The organism is Bacteroides luti (genome assembly GCF_900128905.1).
Lineage (GTDB): Bacteria > Bacteroidota > Bacteroidia > Bacteroidales > Bacteroidaceae > Bacteroides > Bacteroides luti.
The window spans coordinates 99568-119043 of record NZ_FQTV01000002.1; the positions used below are offsets into that span (position 1 = coordinate 99568).

Genomic DNA, 19476 nt, shown 5'->3' on the forward strand with positions numbered 1-19476 from the left:
AATAATATAATTTTTATTCTAATTTGTGGTTGGAGAAATATAAACGAAAGCTAAGACTTGAATCAAAACATGGACTTATTTTAGGCTTTTTCCTGTGTTTAAGATTTTGTGATAAATGCTAACTAAAATAATTTTTCAAACAATCATCTGCTACATCTACCACCAGATTTGCATAGATCTCTCTGTTTATAGTACTTTGAGCTTGTGGAAGATAAAAAATAGTTATAAATAAAATCAGTTTATCTGCTACAAATTGAGTTGTTCTACCACTAATTTTAGCTTATTTCTTATTCTTACCAATGTTAAAATAGACTTTATAGATAAGAATACTGAAGTTTTTTACTTCTCTTGTCTGGAAAATTTATAGTAGAAGATTAATTTTATTTGCTACTAATTAATGTGTTTATAATTAGTTGATTATGGTAATATTGGTGGAAGATGGGTTGTCTGTTATATTTATCTTCCACCAAGTTAATATCTTTATTTCCTGTGATTTAATTTGAATTTGGTGGCAGATAGATGAAACTAAGTAAAAAAACTTTTTTTCAGGTAGAGTGTGCTATAGCATAAACTGCAAACCCGATCCAGAAAAGATCAAGTCCCGCCAGCTTTCAAAAAAAGCTGGCGGGACTTATTTAACTATTCACCAATGGTTTTAATTTATTTGAATTTGGATCTAAAGTGGTGATTGTATAGGTGGCGACTCGAAAAAATATCAGGTTAGCACACACTAAAGGGGGTGGTAATTGACGCACCCTCTTTATTACAAATTCACACGCTATTTATTAAAAGAAACTCTGGAGATTTCATTTCCTGTTGGATATGAAGCATCTCCTTGATCCTCCGTTGTTATAAATATTTCAACTACCTTAAAAGGAGTTGTTGTTTTTAGTACGGCTTTTTTAGCATTCTTATTTATTAGTTGCCCTATGTTTTTTGTTTCATTCTTTTCAGTCACCATCCAAACGCTGTAATTATTTTTAGGAGGACTAAGTCTGTCGGGACTTGCCAAATTTTTAGCTATAATTTCAATCGCATAATTCTTATTTTTGTCTTGCTTCATTTTTGCAACAATCTCTGCAGCTGGTACTATACTAGATGTCGGAAATTTAGTCGTTGTAGCACAAGATGTTAAAATAAAAATAAGAGTTATGAATAATACATTTTTTCCTGTTTTCATAATAATTCATTATTTAATTTTATACCTGCTTTTATGGCATTTTCTACGAACTTATATAAAAACAAATCAACGCTGTTATTGTTCTATTCAAATAGCTAAAAGAGCTTCACTAAAATTATTAACTCATTATTATAATGCAGTTTTATAAGTCTTACCGGCAACTCTGATTACATAAATCTGATTATCAGGAACATCTATTCTAATTCTATCTTCTGTAGCTTTTACTGCTTTCATTAAAGTGCCAAGTGTTGTATAAACTGAAACTTCATCTCCTAAGTTTGCTCCTTCGATTACAATAGAATTTTGTTCGGCATACACTTTTAGACCATTAGCCTCAGTTCCATTGATGGCAGTATTTATATCTTTAAAACTGACTACAATGCTGAGATCTTCGCTCACTTCATTTATGGTATATGCATTATTTGTAATGTCTGAAATAATGTCTTTTCCGTTTAAAGATACTGAGGCGATTTTGTATCCTTCAGTAGGTGTAAAGTTTAGAGTCAAAGGTTTATTAACCTCTACCTTAATTGTATCGGTAATAGCTTTTTCGTTGAAGAGCACTTTACCTTCGCCTTCTGATTTGACTGCTAGGGTATAATGAGTTCTGATAAAACTTACCTGCATTGCCTGAGCAGCAGATATAGAATCAATCTTGTAGCTGTTATTTTTAAGGCTGGCGGTGATATCTTTATCATTCAGAGTTACTTTTTCAATGGCGAAATTATCATTCGGAACAACGTTAAATCTAACAGAATCGTTTTCAATTATAGAAATGTTCTTGCCGTTGGCAATAATAGAGTCGTTGATGATAACTTTACCACCTTCGTTATATGCTGCACTCATTTGATAATATGGAATAATAGCAAAGGTAACATCAAACGTGATATCGGCATTAACAGGAGTTTCTTCGTAGGTATTATTTACAACTTTTGAAAGAATATCATTTCCGTTCAGTGAGGCAGTTTTAATTTTATATCCTTTGTCGGGATTGATAGTAAAGATCGCCGATCCTCCTTCTTTTACAAACATGCTGTTTTTAGTTACTTTACCACCTTCGTTGGCAGATGTCTTGATTAGATAAACCGGGCCTTCTATTATATTCGTAAAATCGCCCCATTCTGCTGCAAGCCAATAAACAGAATAAGTATTCTTGGGAATATAAAGTTTACAGGTAGTTTTATCAATTCCATTGAAAGCATCAGTTCCGATGGTTGGAGGAGTCGCTCTTTTACTATAGATCTCTTTCAATCCTTTGCAACCAGAAAAGGCTTCATTACTAATAGAAGTAACGCTGGCTGGAATATAAACAGAAGCTAATTTTGTACAACCACGAAAAGCATCGGCACTTACGGTTACAATATTGTCACCTAAAATAGCCGAAGTTAACCCCGAGCAATAATTAAATATGTAAGTACCTATATTAGTTACACTGTTTGGTATAGTAACAGAGGTTAAACCTGTGCAATTTGAAAAAGCAGAATCGCCAATTTTTGTTACGCTGTTCGGAATAGAAACAGATGTTAGTTTTATACAGTCGCTGAATGCGCTGTTACCTATTGTTGTAACACTGTTTGGAATTGTATAACTAGTATTGGTTTTTGCATTTGGAAATGCTATCAGTGTGGTATTATCTTTATTGAATAAAACACTTTCAATAGTATTATAACCAGGATTTTCACTCGAAACAATAATTTCACTTAATGCGGAGCAACCTTTAAAAACTTCATTACCAATAGAGGAAACACCTTTTGGAATAGATATTGAAGTTAATCCTGTGCAATAGTGAAATGCCTGATAACCAATTTTAGTAACACTCTCGGGTATAGTAAAAGAGGTTAAGCCTGTGCAATTATGAAATACAAGATCCCCAACTGAAGTAACACTGTTTGGAAGAGTGATTGAGGTCAACTTGTTCAGGTTATAAAACATACAGTTCGATATCACATTATTCGTTGTGTAGCAATTGTTGTGATCACTAGAATGATCGTCGAAATAGTAATAATCGCCCCCGCTTACTATTTTTGCATCATTCAAATTAAGTTTGTTAAGTTTTCCATCAGTATTATTATCCAGATAATCGCGCCCTGCCATATCACGGATAAATCTTATATCACTACCATTAAGATTCCCCGATAGAGTGAGGTCTGTAATTAGATATTTCTTTGAAGCAGGAATTATAGAACTTAATGTTCCGGCAGTTTCTACGTTAATACTGATAGGTAGTACGTTTTGTCCTTGCAAGTTAAAACCGAAGGATAAGCATAAAATTGCCAATAATGATTTTAGAGTAAAATGCTGTTTCATAATCTACCATAATTTTAGTTTAACATTCAAATAAAAAAAAGCAAATAATTATAGTTTGTCTATATTTTATTAATAACTATACGAATGCTTAATATTATAGTAGGTGAGCTCTGAATATAGCTAATCTAAATGGTATTTATTATGTTATTTTTTCATTGATGCAAATCTATAGATTATTATTTGTTTATAAAAATAAATGCAAAATAATCTTAATTGGAATCATTCCTGAAAATTTTAAATGCTTCCTATTAAATAAAAACTTGTTATAAAACATTCTTTATTTATCAATAAGCCGATTCAAAATCAACAAATAAAAGTTATATTTATGCAATCTTTAATTTCTGGATTTAAAAATGAAAATGAAAGTTGGACTAATAGGATTTGGAAAAGCTGGGAAAGCTGTTGCCAATGTTATACTTCAAAGCAATGAATATTCTTTGGAGTGGGTGTTAAGGCAAAGTACTATTTTGGAGCATAGACATGTACCAGAGTTTCTTGGAATTGATTCGAAAGAGCCAGGATTAATTTTTTCAACATCCAGCATTGAGATAGAAGAATTGCTGAGCAAACATCCAGTAGATATAATTATTGATTTTTCTTCCAGTAATGGAATTTATAGTTATGGAAAGGCTGCAGCTTCAAGGAAAATCATTATTATTTCGGCTATATCTCATTATGATGAGGATGAAAAGCAATTCTTGTCAGAACTTTCTTCAAAGACCATTGTTTTCTGGAGCCCCAACATTTCATTGGGAGTTAATTATTTAATGTTTGCGGCAAAACTTCTGAAAAAAATAGCGCCATGGGTGGACATTGAAATTATAGAAGAACATTTTAAAGGAAAGCCTGGTGTGTCGGGCACTGCAATCAAGTTAGCTAAAGAATTAGATTTGGAAGAAACCGAAATCAGCTCCATAAGGGCAGGGGGGATAGTAAGTAAACATGAAATTATTTTTGGTTTTCCATATCAAACGGTAAGATTAATACATGAAGCTATCTCCAGAGAAGCGTTTGGAAATGGTGTATTGTTTGTAGCCGATAACCTAGCCGATAAGAAAGAAGGATTTTATACTTTCGAAGATTTGCTGTCTCCCTATTTTACTAATTAAAAAGCTGTTAGTTTTTCTTTTCTTAAATAGAAGCGTTTATTTCTATAGAATAGAAACAACTGGTTTTATGGTTGTTGTTTATTTATCATTCATCAGAAAATGATTGGTGAATAGATGAAAGTTTATTGGGCAATGAATAAAAATGATTCACCAATAAATAAAAACCATTGGGCAATAAAAATCTCCTGAAACCGCTAAGGTTACAGGAGATTCTATGATTAGTTTTTATCAAGCCCTATGGCAAGTTATTACTTTAGCTCAAATTTATCTTTCAAAAGGATTTTGTTGCTTGCAGCACCAACCATTACTGTGAAAGTTCCTGGTTCGGCTACAAACTCCATTCGTTGATTATAAAGAGACAGATCCTCACGGTTAAGAGTAAATTCTACTTTTTTAGTTTCACCTTTTTCCAGATGAATTCTGCTGAACTTCTTTAACTGGATTTCCGGAGTAGAAACAGAGGCTACATTATCTCTGAGATAAAGCTGAACCACTTCATCACCTTCACGGTTACCGCTGTTTTTTACTTCGCAAGAAACGTTGAATGTGTCTTTGCCCGATTGCTCAATTTTCAGATTAGAGTATTCGAAAGTTGTGTAACTCAAACCATATCCAAAACTATAGAGTGGGGTACTTGGACCTTCAACGTATGAATTCTGTTCACCAAGTGAATAGTATACTGGTAACTGGCCAACCGATCTTGGAATAGATACCGGAAGTCGTCCGGCTGGATTGTAATCGCCGAATAGAACTTCTGCAATTGCAGTTCCACCTTCCTGACCAGGATACCATGCAGTGAGCAAAGCACCTGCTTTTTCCGAAGCAGTATTCATATTCAGAGGACGTCCTTCAATGTAAACCACAACAAGAGGTTTTCCGGTTTCGATCATTGCCTGAAGCAGCTTTTCCTGATCTCCTAGCAAATCCAGTGAAGAGCGGTCGTATCCTTCGCCACACTCCATGTCCGACAGCACTTCTTTCTTTTTATCAGAAACAGTAGCGGCTCCGGTTTCCTTATATTCAGTAGAAAAATCGCGGGCACTTGAGCCTCCAAGTACCAGAACAACTACTTCCGATTTCTTTGCAGCTTCTACAGCCGATGCAATATCACTTTCGGATGTATCGCGAATGGCACATCCTTTAGCATAATTTACTTGAGTGTTTGGAGAAACAATCTTCTTTATTCCATCCAGAACCGTTTTAATATTGCTCCTTTCCTGTGGAGCTGTATAATCGCCAAGCTGATTATAGATGTTATCGGCATTAGGACCAATTACTGCTATGCTTTTAATTGATTTATCCAATGGCAAAAGCTGATTGTTTTTTAGTAGCACAATACCTTGTCTTGCAACCTCTTTAGCTACCGATTGATGCTTATCGCAACGAACAATTTTAGCTGCATCTTTTGGATTCATGTACGGATTCTCAAACAATCCTGCTTCAAATTTCAATCTCAGAACGTGACTCACCGCGCTGTCTATATCAGCCATTGAAATCAGATTTTCCTGAAGAGCTTTTTCCAGATTCTTTCCGTAAGCATTACCGCCTAGATCCATATCCGTGCCAGCCTGAAGAGATTTCGCGGCTGCTTCTTTTACATTGGCAGCAACACGATGCCCCGCAACACCTTCAATACTTCCTAAGTCGGAATATACAAAACCTTTAAATCCCCATTCGTTTCTAAGGATACCTTTCAACAGATAACTATTGGATGTACTAGGTACGCCATCTATAGAGTTATATGATGTCATCACAGTTTCGGCACCAGCTTTCACAGCCATCTTGAAAGGAGCAAGGTGTTCTGAGAACAATTCTCTTTGACCAATCTGAGCGCGTCCGCCATTATGGCCACCCTGTGGAATACCGTAGCCGGCAAAATGTTTCAGAGTAGAGTAAAACTGAGCTTTCCCATTTTGATCCTTTGCCTGCAATCCTTTAACAAAAGCACTGCCCAATACTCCGATAAGAACAGGATCTTCTCCGAAAGTCTCTTCCATTCTCGACCAGCGAGGTTCGCGTGCTAAATCAAGGATTGGTCCATAACCAATGTTTCCTCCTTGCAATCTGCATTCCATAGCAATAACCTTTCCCATTTCTTCTATTAACTCAGGATTCCATGTACTAGCCTGGCCAAGAGATGTAGAAAATACGGTTGTACCAATTCCCATGTGTCCGTGGGCGCATTCTTCTGCGAAAAGAATAGGAATACCTAGTCTGGTTTCTTTCAGTGCATATTTTTGCAAAGCATTGATAGCTTCCGCAGCCTGTTTGGGCGAAAGTCCGGTAACCAAAGTTTTTCTAGTCCATGGATCAGCTCTAAGCGTTGCCCAATAAGAACCGATAGGCTTGTTTTGCATCTGATTCTTGAAAAGATCTGAAGGGATAACACCTTTGTCTGTCTTGGTGTACATTTCCCATCCAAGCGGACAACAAAGCTGACCAATCTTTTCATTCAGCGTCATTAATGAAATTAAATTGCTGATTCTGTCCTTTACCGGCGCTTTCGGATTTTTGTATAATGGCTGTGCATAAAGCTGAGAAGCCATAAAGAGTGAGCAGCATACTGCTATGAAATGTTTTTTCATCTTATTTTTGTAGTTTAAAAGAGAAAACTAAAGGTTCTTTATTTGTTTTTAATGCGCCTGGAAGGTTTACTAGAACTTTATTTCCCTTTTGCGCCCATTTTACTTTTTTACCGGTCTTTAGTAATACCATTGCACTGCTTTTTACCGGAATGTTGTTTTCCCATTCAATGCTTTTAGGTAAACCTTCTTTTTCATTAGGAACATAAAGTGCATAAAGCTTATTGCCATCCTTGCTTGCTGTGAACCAAACATTGTTGCTATTGTAGTTTGGAGTGATACGTGTGCCGTAGATACCCTCTCCATTAACTTTCAGCCATTGACCAATTTCTTTCAGAATAGCTACCACTTCTGGTTGGATAACACCTTTTGGGGTAGGACCAACACCTAATAAAAGGTTACCGCCTTTAGCCACCACTTCAATCAGATCAGCAATAACAGTATTTGCTGATTTGAACTTGGCATTTGGAGTCCATCCCCAATCCGGACTTAAAGGAATACAACTTTCCCATGGATAGTTAAGCTGTTTTTCCGGAATGGAACGTTCCGGTGTTTGGTAGTTTTCATACTTGCCATGAATAGTTCTGTCTACAATCAGTATATCAGATTGGTGAGAACGAGCCATTTTGGCTATAGAGTCCATCTTTATATCTTGTCTTGGAGCAGCTACCCAACCGCCATCTAACCAAAGAATATTTAATTTGCCATAATTGCTCATTAGCTCTTCAATCTGGTTGTAGGTGAATTTCTGGAAAGATTCCCAACGATCAGGATGTCTGTTTATGTTGTAATTAACGTTTCTGGTAGGAGTAGCGTATCTTGGCCACCAATAATATTCGCAATGCCAGTCGGGTTTTGAGAAATAAGCACCCACCATAAAGTCTTTCTGGCGGAAAGCCTCGAATACATACTTGGCAACATCAGCTTTTGGATTGTTTTTGAAAGCACTGTTCGTGATTGAAAAATCTGTTTGCTTTGTATTAAACAGATTAAAGCCATCGTGATGCTTAGTTGTGAAAAGCATATATTTCATGCCGGCAACCTTAGTTACATCTGCCCATTGATCAGGGTTAAAATCAGTAGGATTAAATTTCTCTATCAGCTTATAATAACTCTTTTTGTAATCTTCGTAAGCAATGGTACTGTCTCTAGGAATCCAGTCAACATCTTCCGAGCAGATAGACCAGGATTCTACAATGCCAGGAATAGAGTATAAACCCCAATGAAAAAGAACTCCGAATTTCAGGTCCTGCCATTGGTCTAATTTTTCTAAAACTCCTTTTTCTTCCGGCCACTGATATTCTGTGGAACGTTGATGAACGAAACCTTGCTGGGCTTGTATTTCAATAGGAAGGGCTGTTAGCAGCAATCCTATGATAATAGAGCCCGATTGTTTAATAAATGCTATTTTTTTTTTCATTTCTAAATTATTATAGGCTTAGACAATAATCAATTAGGGTAAGCATATCAGATGCCTTATTACAATCTAACTTTTGCTCATTGATATAGGTGTTGATTGCTTCTTTTTTATCTTTGAATAAATTCAGCATACTTTTCTTGTTTTTACAGGAAACCATTTTTCCGTTAAGCAGGAATTGATACTCGTTCTCATTAACGAGTGCAATAACTTCTGTATATTGATCTTTATATTCTCCTCTTTGCCAGTATGAAGTATTAATATTATCAACTTTGGTTTGAGTAGTTTGTCCGTATATTCCTTTGTATCCACGAGATACATTCTTTAGTGACCAGTTAATGTAGACAATACCATTTTTTAATGGAACACATTCTAAAAAGCTCTGTTTTGCGTAGATGAATTTGTGAGGTCCTATATAGATTGTATCAACTTGTTCATTGTTTGTAAGAATCATTTCATCTTTCCCCTGTGTAAACATCATAGCTTTATTTGCCGTGTCGTAGTTAAGAGGAACTTTTATCTTAGTCTTATTTAATAGTAATACAGTCCCCGGAGTGTATTCTTCGAAGAGCAAAATTCTCTTCTTTTGAGAAAATGCAGCTATTGAAATAGTTGTAAAAAAAGTAATAAGTATAAGTCTTTTCATTTTTTCACAGTGTTTTTTGTTTTGCTTGTAAATATACAAAAAACATAAGAGGCTGCTATCAAAAATATCTTTTGAAACAGCCTCTTAATTTATTTTAAAGGTTTTAGTTCATGCTATATAAAACTATTAGTTAGCACCTGCACCCGATCCAAATTGTGGAGCACCCTTATCTTGCCATACTCTTTCACTGTTAAGTAAAGCTCCATCCTGGTTTGAACCTGGAGTAAAGCCCTGAGCAGCGTAAGCATCAGTTAAGATTTTATACATCAAATCTGTAGGGGAAGGAGAACTAACTTCGAAACGACGTGGTATTTCACTGTTTTGAATTTTTGGTGAGAAATTTTCCCATTTAATTAATGCTGAACCTTCTTTAGGAAAACCAGAACGACGTACTGTTACAAACTGATCACATGGGAATAAAGTAAAGTGAAGAAGTTCTTGTAGATAAACTTTTTCTAAGTCACTTGATTTATTACCTGTTAACTGATAATCTGCGTTTGCCATCATTGCTGCAATTTCACCGTCTTTCAAATCAATTGCTTTTTCGTTTGGATCATATTTGTAAGTAGTCCCGTAATAAGGAATCTTATTCAAATTAGCTAAACGATCATATTCTTCAACTGATGTCTGAAGTGCTTTATTGAAATAAGAAGCAGCGCTGTTTGGAAGAGATGCACCTAATAATTTGAATTCAGCTAAGTATAAGTTTACTTCTGCGGTAGACATATACATACCGTACCAAGGACGATCTTCTGTGTCTTGAATTACATCATCACCAGGTACTGTTGGCAATGTAAAGTCATATCGGCCAATAATCATTTCTTGCTGGAACATAGAATATGGCATGTAGGCTGCACGTTCGTTAGTTAGTTTAAAACGGTTTGAATAATCAAAATAATCAGCATTTTGTGAATTGTATGATGCTTCCATTTCTACAGGAAGACCATAATAGCGTACCCATGGTTCGCCTAAACCTTTCCATTTAACAAATGTCTTCTTACCATTAGCTTCTGTGTATTCAATATTGTTCAATACATAAGCTGGCACAGCTTTACCTGCATCAAAGAATGCCTGAACAACCTTTGAATTCCATTGGTTTTTCTGATAGAAGAATCTTACACGTGGGTCTTGATTCTTGATCATGAAATCCATAACTCTTTTGCTTGCGGCTGTACTTTGCATAAATCCATTGTTCCAGTGATATACTTTATCACCATCGTTAGCAGTTACAGAAGTCGCTTTATTGAATAAAAAGTCATCATCTTTTCCATCCAATACTCCACAAGAAGCATTAGCTACTGCAGAAGCAATTTCTAAAGCTTTTGCTTTGTTTTGAACCAATAAACGAACCGCGATTTTTAATTTCAAAGAGTTTGCCAATTTAGCCCATTTAGCTGCATTACCATTGTAAGCAACATCTTGTGTAGTTGGGAAAGTCTGATTTGTTGATGTGGTTAATGTAGTAATTGACTCATTCAGCATATTTAACCAAAGAGTGTAAAGGTCCTCAATTTTATCATATTTCGGAGTTAATGTACCTCCGTAACGAGCCATACAAGCTTCTGTGAAAGGTCTGTCGCCATACATATCACTATCGAAGATTCCTAAATATACAGTTAATACATCTAAACATGCTGCCATGTTTGCGTATTTGGCAGATTCTTCAGCTGTCATAATAGAGCGAACATACTTAAGGTCATTAGCGTATTTCAATACTTCCAAATATTTTCCACCCTGATCACCGGTAGCAGTCGTTACAGTATAATTTGAAGTGAATCCAGATGTTGGAACTCCCATTTGTCCCCATTTGTATGTCATAGCAGCATTGTAGAACCAGTAAGTATAGCCTGACGGCTCAAAGTTTATAACTGCTTGTGCAAACAGATAAGATGGTTCTGCTTTAGTTACATCAGATGGATTGGAATTAATATCAGCAAAATCTTCACGGCATCCGCTGAAAACTAGAAGAGATCCAACTAGACCTGACATTAATATTGATTTATATTTTTTCATTTTGTTCATCTTATTATTATTAAACATTCGTTTAAGGTATCAATTTAGAAACTTGCATTGATAGTGAACATGTAGTTTGCAGTATAGCCAGAGAATGTACGTACACGGAACTCTGTAGCAGAAGTACCACGAACTGATTCTGGATTTTCTCCGTTAGGCATGTTGTTCAATAAATAACCTAAGTTACGGCCTGTAAGTGTAAGGTTGACTGAGTTCGCACCTAACTTATGGCAGAATAACTGTGGAACGCGGTAATTTAATGAAACTTCACGTAAAGCAATGTAGTTTAGTTTTGAAACCCAGCTGTCGTTAACAACACCTTGTCCCCAACTATTTACAAAGTAATTGAATGTTGAAGCATGAGATGGTTCTATTACACCTTTTTTGTATAGGTCATTATATGTTTCGCCGTTTGCAGCAACAACATACATAGTTCCGTCTGGTTGTGATATTTTAGTGCCAGCCAAAAATATACCTTCCGGAATAACTCCATCACTATAACTCAAGTTGTCGAACTTGGATGTCCATTTAGAACCTCCGTATTTTTGTGCAGAATATTTTAATGAAGCTTTTGTATATCCATAAGCAGTACCATAACGAGAACCGTAAGATGCCACCATGCCACCAAATCTCATATCGAATGAAGCATTTAAACTCCAGTTTTTATAAGTAAGACCTGTAGACAATGAACCAAGGAAGTCAGGAACCAAAGAACCAACCTCTTCTACTTTTCCACTTCTCTGATAATATGCAGAACGATAGCCATTAGTCCACTTTAATATTGGTAAGCCTGTTGCTTGATCAATAGCTTTTTTAGAGTCAGACATCAAAATACCATAAGATGCACCAACTTTTGCAACAGAACCGATACGGTAGTTACCATAATCAGGTGTACCATCCAATGTAATATAATTGGCTACATTCTTGTGAAGTGCTATGATCTTATTATTATTCTTTGTATATGTAAAGTTTACATTCCATTTCCAGTCTTTATTTTCAAACGGAATAGTATTCAATGCTATTTCAATACCTTGATTTTGAATGTTACCAGCATTAATTTTTTGTGCACTGATACCAGAAACATAAGGAACAGCAATAGTCATGATCTGATCCTTTGTGTTTTCTTTATAGTAAGTAGCATCGATTCCAATGCGGTTTCCAAAGAAACGCCAGTCAAGACCAACTTCCCATGCGTTTTTACGTTCAGGCTTCAAATTGTTTGAATACACAGTTGTTGGTAAAGATAATGAGTATACACGGTTGTTTCCTACAGCAGATGTACCTAATGAATAAGCTGTGTTAATGATATATGGATCTGTATCATTACCAACTTGTGCCCATGAAGCACGAACTTTAGCAAACGAAATTACTTTTGGTAAATCGAATGTTTCGTGAATCAACCAAGAACCAGAAACAGATGGATAGAAATAAGAGTAGTTACCGTGTTTGTCAGCATAAACAAGTGCTGAAGACCAGTCGTTACGTCCAGTAATATCTAAATAAACCTGATCCTTCCAGCTAATACTTCCCTGGAATGCAGCAGATAACATTCTCTTTTCACCTTCGATTGCTCCATTGTAACTTACGTTGTTTATTGAATTACCGATGAAATATTGTCCAGGAGCAATCAAGCCACCAGTTGTGTTCATAGAAGATGATTGTTCGAAGTTGTTGTAATATTCACCACGAATAAAACCGCCAACATTCCAATCGCCGAGCTTCTTATCAAAATTGAAGGCAGCATTCAGGTTAGTTTGCTCTTTTGTAAACTGGCTCATACCATAATAACCTGATTTTGTATTAGCATAACCAGCACCTAATTGTTTATTTTCAGAACGAGTGTAGTAGTAATTGTAGTTACCTTCAGCTCTGAATTTAACCCAATCAGCTAATTTTACATTTAAGATAAGTGCAGGACGAACAGAAGTTTCTTTCTGAGTATATTCGTTTTCATAAATACTCCACCATAAATCGCGTCCTGGAACTGTTCCGTATTCATCTCCAAAACTGCTGTCTGCAAGCCCACCATGTAAACCTTTGTATTTATGTCTGAAGTAATCAGGATCGTATGCACGAGACCATGTACCATTAATGAAGTTTTCACCAATGTTTGGCTGAGCATTTTTAGGGTTAGAGTTTGCAAATGAAACTGTAGCTTCAAGGTTTACTCTTTTAGTAATGTCATGTGAGATTTTAGCCATTGCAGAAAATCGATCAAAACTATTTTCTGGTAACGTTCCTGTATTATGTTTATAAGAAAAAGATGTATAAATCGTTGTTTTATCATTTCCACCGCTTATTGCAACATTGGTGTTGGTGTTAAAACCTAAGTTATACGCATCTTTAAAGTTATTTTTCTGTGCTTTGTATGCTCTGTATGTATGGTCGTAATATTCAATTTGTGAACCATCGAATGCCGGACCAAATCCCATGGATTGACCATAGCCCATTAAGGTATTCTTCCCGTCTGTGTTTTGCATAAATTGGCGTTGATTATCAAAAAGATAATAATCGCCATTAGAGTTGGTTTTGCCATAATATATATCACCTGCAATTGAACCATCTCCATATACATTCTGCAAATCTGGTTGACCGTATACATAATCAACACCAAAAGTCTGAGAGAATTGAACTCCGAGACCTTTGTTCTTTGTTCCACTCTTTGTTGTGATAACAACAGCTCCATTAAGACCACGAGAACCATAAAGTGCAGTTGCTGCAGCACCTTTCAATACTGAAACTGTAGCAAAGTCATCAGGGTTCAGGTTCTTTAGTTCATTACCATAATCGCCTGCAGCCTGGCTCCAGTCTGCATCACCTGAGTTAGATATAGCATTATCAAGAATAACGCCATCAACTACATAGATTGGCTGATTGTTTTTACCTAGGGTAGAAGCACCACGAATCAAAATTTTAGTAGAACCGAACATACCACCATCTGATTGTGCAATTTCAACACCGGCAACCTTACCTTGCAAAGCTGCAACAGGGTTAATTGTATTGGCATTTAGTTCGTCGCCCTTTAATTCTGTAACAGCGTATCCCAAAGCTTTTGTTTCACGCTTGATACCTAATGCAGTTACAACTACTTCTTTTAACACTTCTGCATCGTCAACCAGAACAACATTGATAACAGTTTTGCCTTTAACATCAACAAATTGCTTTTTCATGCCAATGTAGGAAAAAGATAGTTGTGCATTTGGAGCAACCTTTGTTAATGAATAATTACCATCAAGGTCAGTAACTGTTCCATTTGTTGTACCTTGTACTAAAACGCTCGCGCCAATAACAGCTTCACCTTTAGAGTCAGTAACCTTACCTTTTACAGTAATGTTCTGTGCCATAGCTGCTAAAGAAATAAATGAGAGTACGAGTACGAGTACGATTCCTTTCTTAAATTGAAGGAAACTTAGAAGCTTACTTTTTTTCATTCCATTTTTTCTTTAAAATTAAACATATGATTATTTAGAGTCATTAAGTGAGATTTTCGTTTTTTAGAGATTTATTGTGAATATTCATTTATTATAGTTAATTATTTCACAAATATAAAAATAAGATTAAATATAAAAAACATAATTTGAAATTTTTTTCATTAAATAAGTCGTAAAATCGTGTATAAAATATTATTATACTTATTGCTTAGTAATTATTTTAATTTAAAATCTATTTATCTTTCAGATTATAACTTTTTAGGCTAGATTTATGCTTGTTTAGTATATTACGAAAAATGTTATTTTTATAATTTTACTATAACAGACTTTTTATTAACAAATTATAAATCAATTTGTTTGATTTCAATTATACTCAATGGTTTTAATCTTAATATTTAAGAAGATATTAAGAATTGAAGTATTACTAATCGATTTTTTAATAATTTGAATTATTTATTCCGAGCTGAATTATCCGATAATCTTTGGGTTGTATGAAAGGATTTAATTGCAGGTATGTGGAAATTAGTATCTAATGTTTAGATTGCTAAGTTTATGGCTTATTTAAATAATACCCGATAGGCATTATATATAAAGGTTCTTCATCAGAACTTAGTTGCATTGTTTTTTTAACCGAATCATCATTGAATGCACCTATAGCGCAGGTTCCCAAATGAAGCGCTTCTACCTGAAGATATACATTTTGGGCGGAATGCCCCAGATCCATGCAAACATATCTTTCACGACCACGATTTCCATATCTTTCAGTACACCTATTATATATAGCACTATAAAATAAAACAGCCGGAGCTTTACTTATCATTTCCTGATTTAGTGCAGCTGCACACAGCTCTTTTCTTAAATCCCTATTAATGGTCATTACAATCTTGTGATTTTTTGCAATGTATTTGTAAATGCCCGGCTTTATGTTTTTTACTTTACCTACCAATACATAAATTTCGAGTGGATACAATGCACCTGCCGAAGGTGCTGTTCTCAAGCCGCCTCTCATTGCAGAGTTTTCAGCTCTAGGAGATGTAATACCATAGCATGCCCATAAAATTTGTGATAATTGCTTCTCGGAGATCTCTTTATCCTGAAAATCTCTACGTGATCTTCTATTGTATAGAGCTTCCTCGACTGAAATATTCCCCTTGTTATCAGGAGGTGATAAAATATAGGATAATGTTGTGTCGTCAGTTTTTGTCAGGACACGTTCTTTGCTTGATTTCATTTCGCTTTTGGAGCACCCCGCCGGGAATATTATTGTGAAGACAAATAAAATGCACTTAATTCCAGAAATATAATGTTTCATATCACTTTGTATTAAATTAAAAGCACTTTAATACTATTATCAACAATTTAATAAATAACGCTTTTATATGCAAAATAGTTTTAAACAAGTTCTATTCTTTATATAATGATTAGTTGTTTGTTCACTATATTTGCAGTCTGATATTAAATGATTCTATAATTTATATTTTATGAAAAGAGTTTTATTTTTTTGTATGCTATTCGCAGTTGTTAGTTTGGCAGATACATTTGCTCAGAATGCTCAGACCGCTCAGGCTAAATCAAATGTTACAGTAAGAAAAAGAGGATGTTTTACTGATAACAACCAGAATGGTGTTTGTGATAATTGCGAGCAAAAAACTTGTAAGAGAGCTAGCTTTAATGAATCTGATCCTGCAAAGAAAGCTAATAAGTGTGATGGCTCCGGATATTCTTTGAATCAGAAAAAGAAGATGAGTGATTCTAAAAGCAAAGTGAATACTAAAGATCGCGTTGCTAAGAAATAGTATTTCGAAATTATTCGCCAATGATTTTATTTATTTATCAAGGGGCTTAGTTGTTTAACCGATAAAAAAATAAAAGATTTAGTGTTTAACTTATAAACAAGCGCTTGACTTTCTCCAAAAAAAGTCGAGCGCTTGTTTTTTGTTATAAATCAATGTTTTAAATATTGGTATTAGACTGTTAGACTTTATTTATCCTCAACCTAATTTCCACTTTTTTGTTATATGTACATATTGTACTCCTTAAAATCGAGACTTATGACACACTACAAAAAAGTCTATATTCTCAGCTTGTGCTTCCTGATTATTTCTCCTGTTATATTGATGGCGCAGAAGCTTAACATTCCTTTGCCCGATTCTTTGATTACTGTTGGGTATGCTACCGGAAAACTAAGAAATGTTTCTGGCTCTGTGGAAAAAATTACGGAGATACAGATGAATAGGGAACAAATAACCACCCCTTTGGATGCTATACGTGGAAGAGTACCCGGATTAACTATTCAGCGCAGTACTAATAGTCCCGCTGCTTTGGATGCTGTGCGGTTACGCGGTACAACTTCGTTAAGTAGTGGCAATGATCCGTTGATTATTATAGACGGCGTTTTTGGTGACTTAAGTATGCTTGCTTCTATTTACCCCACTGATATAGAAAGCTTCACCATATTAAAGGATGCTTCAGAAACTGCACAGTATGGTTCGCGTGGTGCTTCTGGAGTTATAGAAGTGACAACAAAGAAAGGTATTAGTGGTAAGACTAGGGTGAGTTATAATAGTAGTTTTGGTATTGCTTCTGTTTATAAGAATTTGAAAATGCTTTCTGCTGATGATTTCCGTAAACTATCTGCAGATCGGAATATTTCTATTCTTGATAAAGGATACAATACAAACTTTGAAAAAGAAATAGAGCAGACCGGATTGCAGCAAAACCAGAATGTTGCTTTCTATGGAGGAACTGAGGCTTCCAGCTATAGGGTTTCTGTGGGATTTATGAATCGTCAGGGAGTTATTCAAAATGAAGACTTGAAAATTCTGACTTCTAATATGAATATGGCTCAGGAGGTTTTTGATGGTTTTGTAAAATGCGAATTGGGTATGTTTGGCTCTGTTCAGAAGAATAGGAATTTGTTCGATTATCAAAAGACATTCTATTCAGCAGCGACTTTTAATCCAACTTTTCCCAATCATAAGAATCCTGAGACAGATTCCTGGGATATGATTACGAATGCCAGTCAGATTACTAATCCGTTAGCATGGATGGAGGTGAAAGATAATGAAGCTATTTCACACATCAGTGGTCATGCCCGATTGACATTTCATCTGTCTGATAACTGGAAGCTAGCTGTGTTTGGTGCATATACTAATAATATTGTGGAAAATTCTCAATATCTTCCTACTTCAGTCTGGGCACACGGCCAAGCCTATAAAGGTACACGAAAAAAGGAATCGTTACTGGGCAATATGATGCTGACATACAAAAAGAACTGGAAGAAACATTTTTTTGATGCTTTGGCTTTAGCTGAATTGCAGAAAGAGACGTACACTGGGTTCTATACCACCGTAACCAATTTCAGTACGGACAATTTCGGGTATGATAACTTGCAGGCTGGAGCAATCCGTTTGTGGGAAGGGACCAATTCCTATTATGAAGAGCCTCGTTTGGTTTCGTTTTTAGGGCGTTTTAATTATACATTTGCTGATCGCTATATCTTTACGGTTAATACTCGTACGGATGCCTCTTCTAAATTTGGGGATAATCATAAATGGGGATTCTTTCCTTCTTTATCAGCAGCCTGGGTAGTGAGTGAAGAGAAGTTTATGAAGCGTTTTTCCTGGATCAATAATCTGAAGTTCCGTGCCGGATATGGTTTGGCAGGAAATCAGAGCGGGATAGATTCGTACACAACAATGAATTTGGTAAAGCCTAATGGAGTTATACCTATAGGAGCTTCTTCTGTAGTATCATTGGGAGATATACGAAATACAAATCCGAATCTGAAATGGGAGGTGAAACTTACTTTCAACGCAGGCATTGATGTAGCTTTGTTAGATAATCGTTTGTTGCTATCGGCTAATTATTATACATCGAAGACAAAGGATATGCTCTATCTTTATAATGTAAGTGTACCTCCTTTTACTTACAATACATTACTGGCAAATATTGGTTCTATGCGAAACAGTGGTACCGAAATTGCAATTGGAGTTACGCCTTTAAAAGCTAAAGATATGGAACTAAATATCAATGCTAATATTACTTTCCAGCAAAACAAATTACTGACTTTGAACGGTTATTATAATGGTGAAACTATATCCGGTCCAAAGTATAAGAGTCTGGCAAGTTTGAATGGAGCCGGTTTTCATGGAGGGTATAATCACATAGTGTATCAGGTAGTGGGTCAACCCTTGGGTGTGTTTTATCTGCCCCATACAACAGGACTTATTACAAATAGCAGTGGCGAATCAGTGTACCAGATTGCAGACTTAAATGGAGGAGGAGTTAGTCTGGAAGATGGAGAAGATCGGTTTGTGGCAGGGCAGGCTGTGCCAAAGGCGCTATTAGGATCTAACATTAGTTTCCGTTACAAGCGTTGGGATATCTCAATGCAGATTAACGGAGCTTTTGGACACAAGATTTATAACGGAACTTCATTGACTTATATGAATATGAATATTTTCCCAGATTATAATGTAATGAAAGAAGCTCCGCAACGTAATATCAAAGATCAGACAGCAACTGATTATTGGTTGGAACGGGGCGATTATATAAATTTTGATTATGTAACGGTTGCATGGAATGTGCCTGTTCAGAAATTGAAGAAGTATATTCAGTCGCTTCGTTTGGCATTTACAGTCAATAATCTGGCAACTATTAGCGGATATTCAGGACTATCGCCTATTATTAACAGTTCTACAGTGAATGCTACACTTGGTTTGGACGACAAACGTGGATATCCGTTGGCGCGGACTTATACTATTGGGTTGAATCTTAATTTTTAATGGA

At 35.6% G+C, this 19476-nt stretch carries 11 protein-coding genes; 3 read left to right on the forward strand and 8 right to left on the reverse strand.

Features of this window, described 5'->3' with window-relative positions; all coding sequences use genetic code 11:
- Nucleotides 1-778: 778 nt before the first annotated feature.
- A complete protein-coding gene (locus BUC21_RS02250) occupies nucleotides 779-1180 on the reverse strand; it encodes a hypothetical protein (protein WP_073398902.1) in 402 nt (133 codons plus the stop codon).
- Between the two features lie 129 nt (nucleotides 1181-1309).
- A complete protein-coding gene (locus BUC21_RS02255) occupies nucleotides 1310-3487 on the reverse strand; it encodes a leucine-rich repeat domain-containing protein (RefSeq protein ID WP_073398903.1) in 2178 nt (725 codons plus the stop codon).
- A gap of 353 nt (nucleotides 3488-3840) precedes the next feature.
- Between BUC21_RS02255 and BUC21_RS02260 the strand changes: the two genes are divergently transcribed.
- Complete coding sequence (locus BUC21_RS02260) at nucleotides 3841-4596, forward strand: 4-hydroxy-tetrahydrodipicolinate reductase (protein ID WP_217653500.1); 756 nt, start codon at nucleotides 3841-3843, stop codon at nucleotides 4594-4596.
- 248 nt (nucleotides 4597-4844) lie between these two features.
- Here BUC21_RS02260 and BUC21_RS02265 read toward each other — a convergent pair whose 3' ends face one another.
- From BUC21_RS02265 to BUC21_RS02290, 6 genes are all read right to left on the reverse strand, one after another.
- A complete protein-coding gene (locus tag BUC21_RS02265) occupies nucleotides 4845-7181 on the reverse strand; it encodes a glycoside hydrolase family 3 N-terminal domain-containing protein (protein WP_073398904.1) in 2337 nt (778 codons plus the stop codon).
- A gap of 1 nt (nucleotide 7182) precedes the next feature.
- Nucleotides 7183-8577 carry an alpha-L-fucosidase gene (locus BUC21_RS02270; protein WP_394332745.1) on the reverse strand — a complete coding sequence of 465 codons (1395 nt, stop codon included), beginning with the start codon at nucleotides 8575-8577 and terminating at the stop codon, nucleotides 7183-7185.
- A gap of 31 nt (nucleotides 8578-8608) precedes the next feature.
- The gene (locus tag BUC21_RS02275; RefSeq protein ID WP_073398905.1) at nucleotides 8609-9241 is read right to left on the reverse strand and encodes a hypothetical protein; all 633 of its coding nucleotides are present in this window, start codon (nucleotides 9239-9241) and stop codon (nucleotides 8609-8611) included.
- Between the two features lie 126 nt (nucleotides 9242-9367).
- The gene (locus BUC21_RS02280; protein WP_073399181.1) at nucleotides 9368-11254 is read right to left on the reverse strand and encodes a SusD/RagB family nutrient-binding outer membrane lipoprotein; all 1887 of its coding nucleotides are present in this window, start codon (nucleotides 11252-11254) and stop codon (nucleotides 9368-9370) included.
- A 44-nt stretch (nucleotides 11255-11298) separates the two neighbouring features.
- Nucleotides 11299-14685, reverse strand: coding sequence for a SusC/RagA family TonB-linked outer membrane protein (locus BUC21_RS02285; RefSeq protein WP_073398906.1), 3387 nt, complete (start codon nucleotides 14683-14685; stop codon nucleotides 11299-11301).
- A 550-nt stretch (nucleotides 14686-15235) separates the two neighbouring features.
- On the reverse strand, nucleotides 15236-15916 hold the full coding sequence (locus tag BUC21_RS02290; protein WP_083547562.1) for a SagB/ThcOx family dehydrogenase: 681 nt from the start codon (nucleotides 15914-15916) through the stop codon (nucleotides 15236-15238).
- 250 nt (nucleotides 15917-16166) lie between these two features.
- Between BUC21_RS02290 and BUC21_RS02295 the strand changes: the two genes are divergently transcribed.
- Together BUC21_RS02295 and BUC21_RS02300 are read left to right on the forward strand one after the other, a co-directional pair.
- Entirely contained in the window at nucleotides 16167-16481 is a 315-nt protein-coding gene (locus BUC21_RS02295) for a hypothetical protein (protein ID WP_073398908.1), read from the forward strand.
- A gap of 321 nt (nucleotides 16482-16802) precedes the next feature.
- Nucleotides 16803-19472 (forward strand): SusC/RagA family TonB-linked outer membrane protein, encoded by a 2670-nt coding sequence (locus BUC21_RS02300; protein WP_394332746.1) that lies wholly within the window; start codon nucleotides 16803-16805, stop codon nucleotides 19470-19472.
- Nucleotides 19473-19476 lie beyond the last annotated feature (4 nt).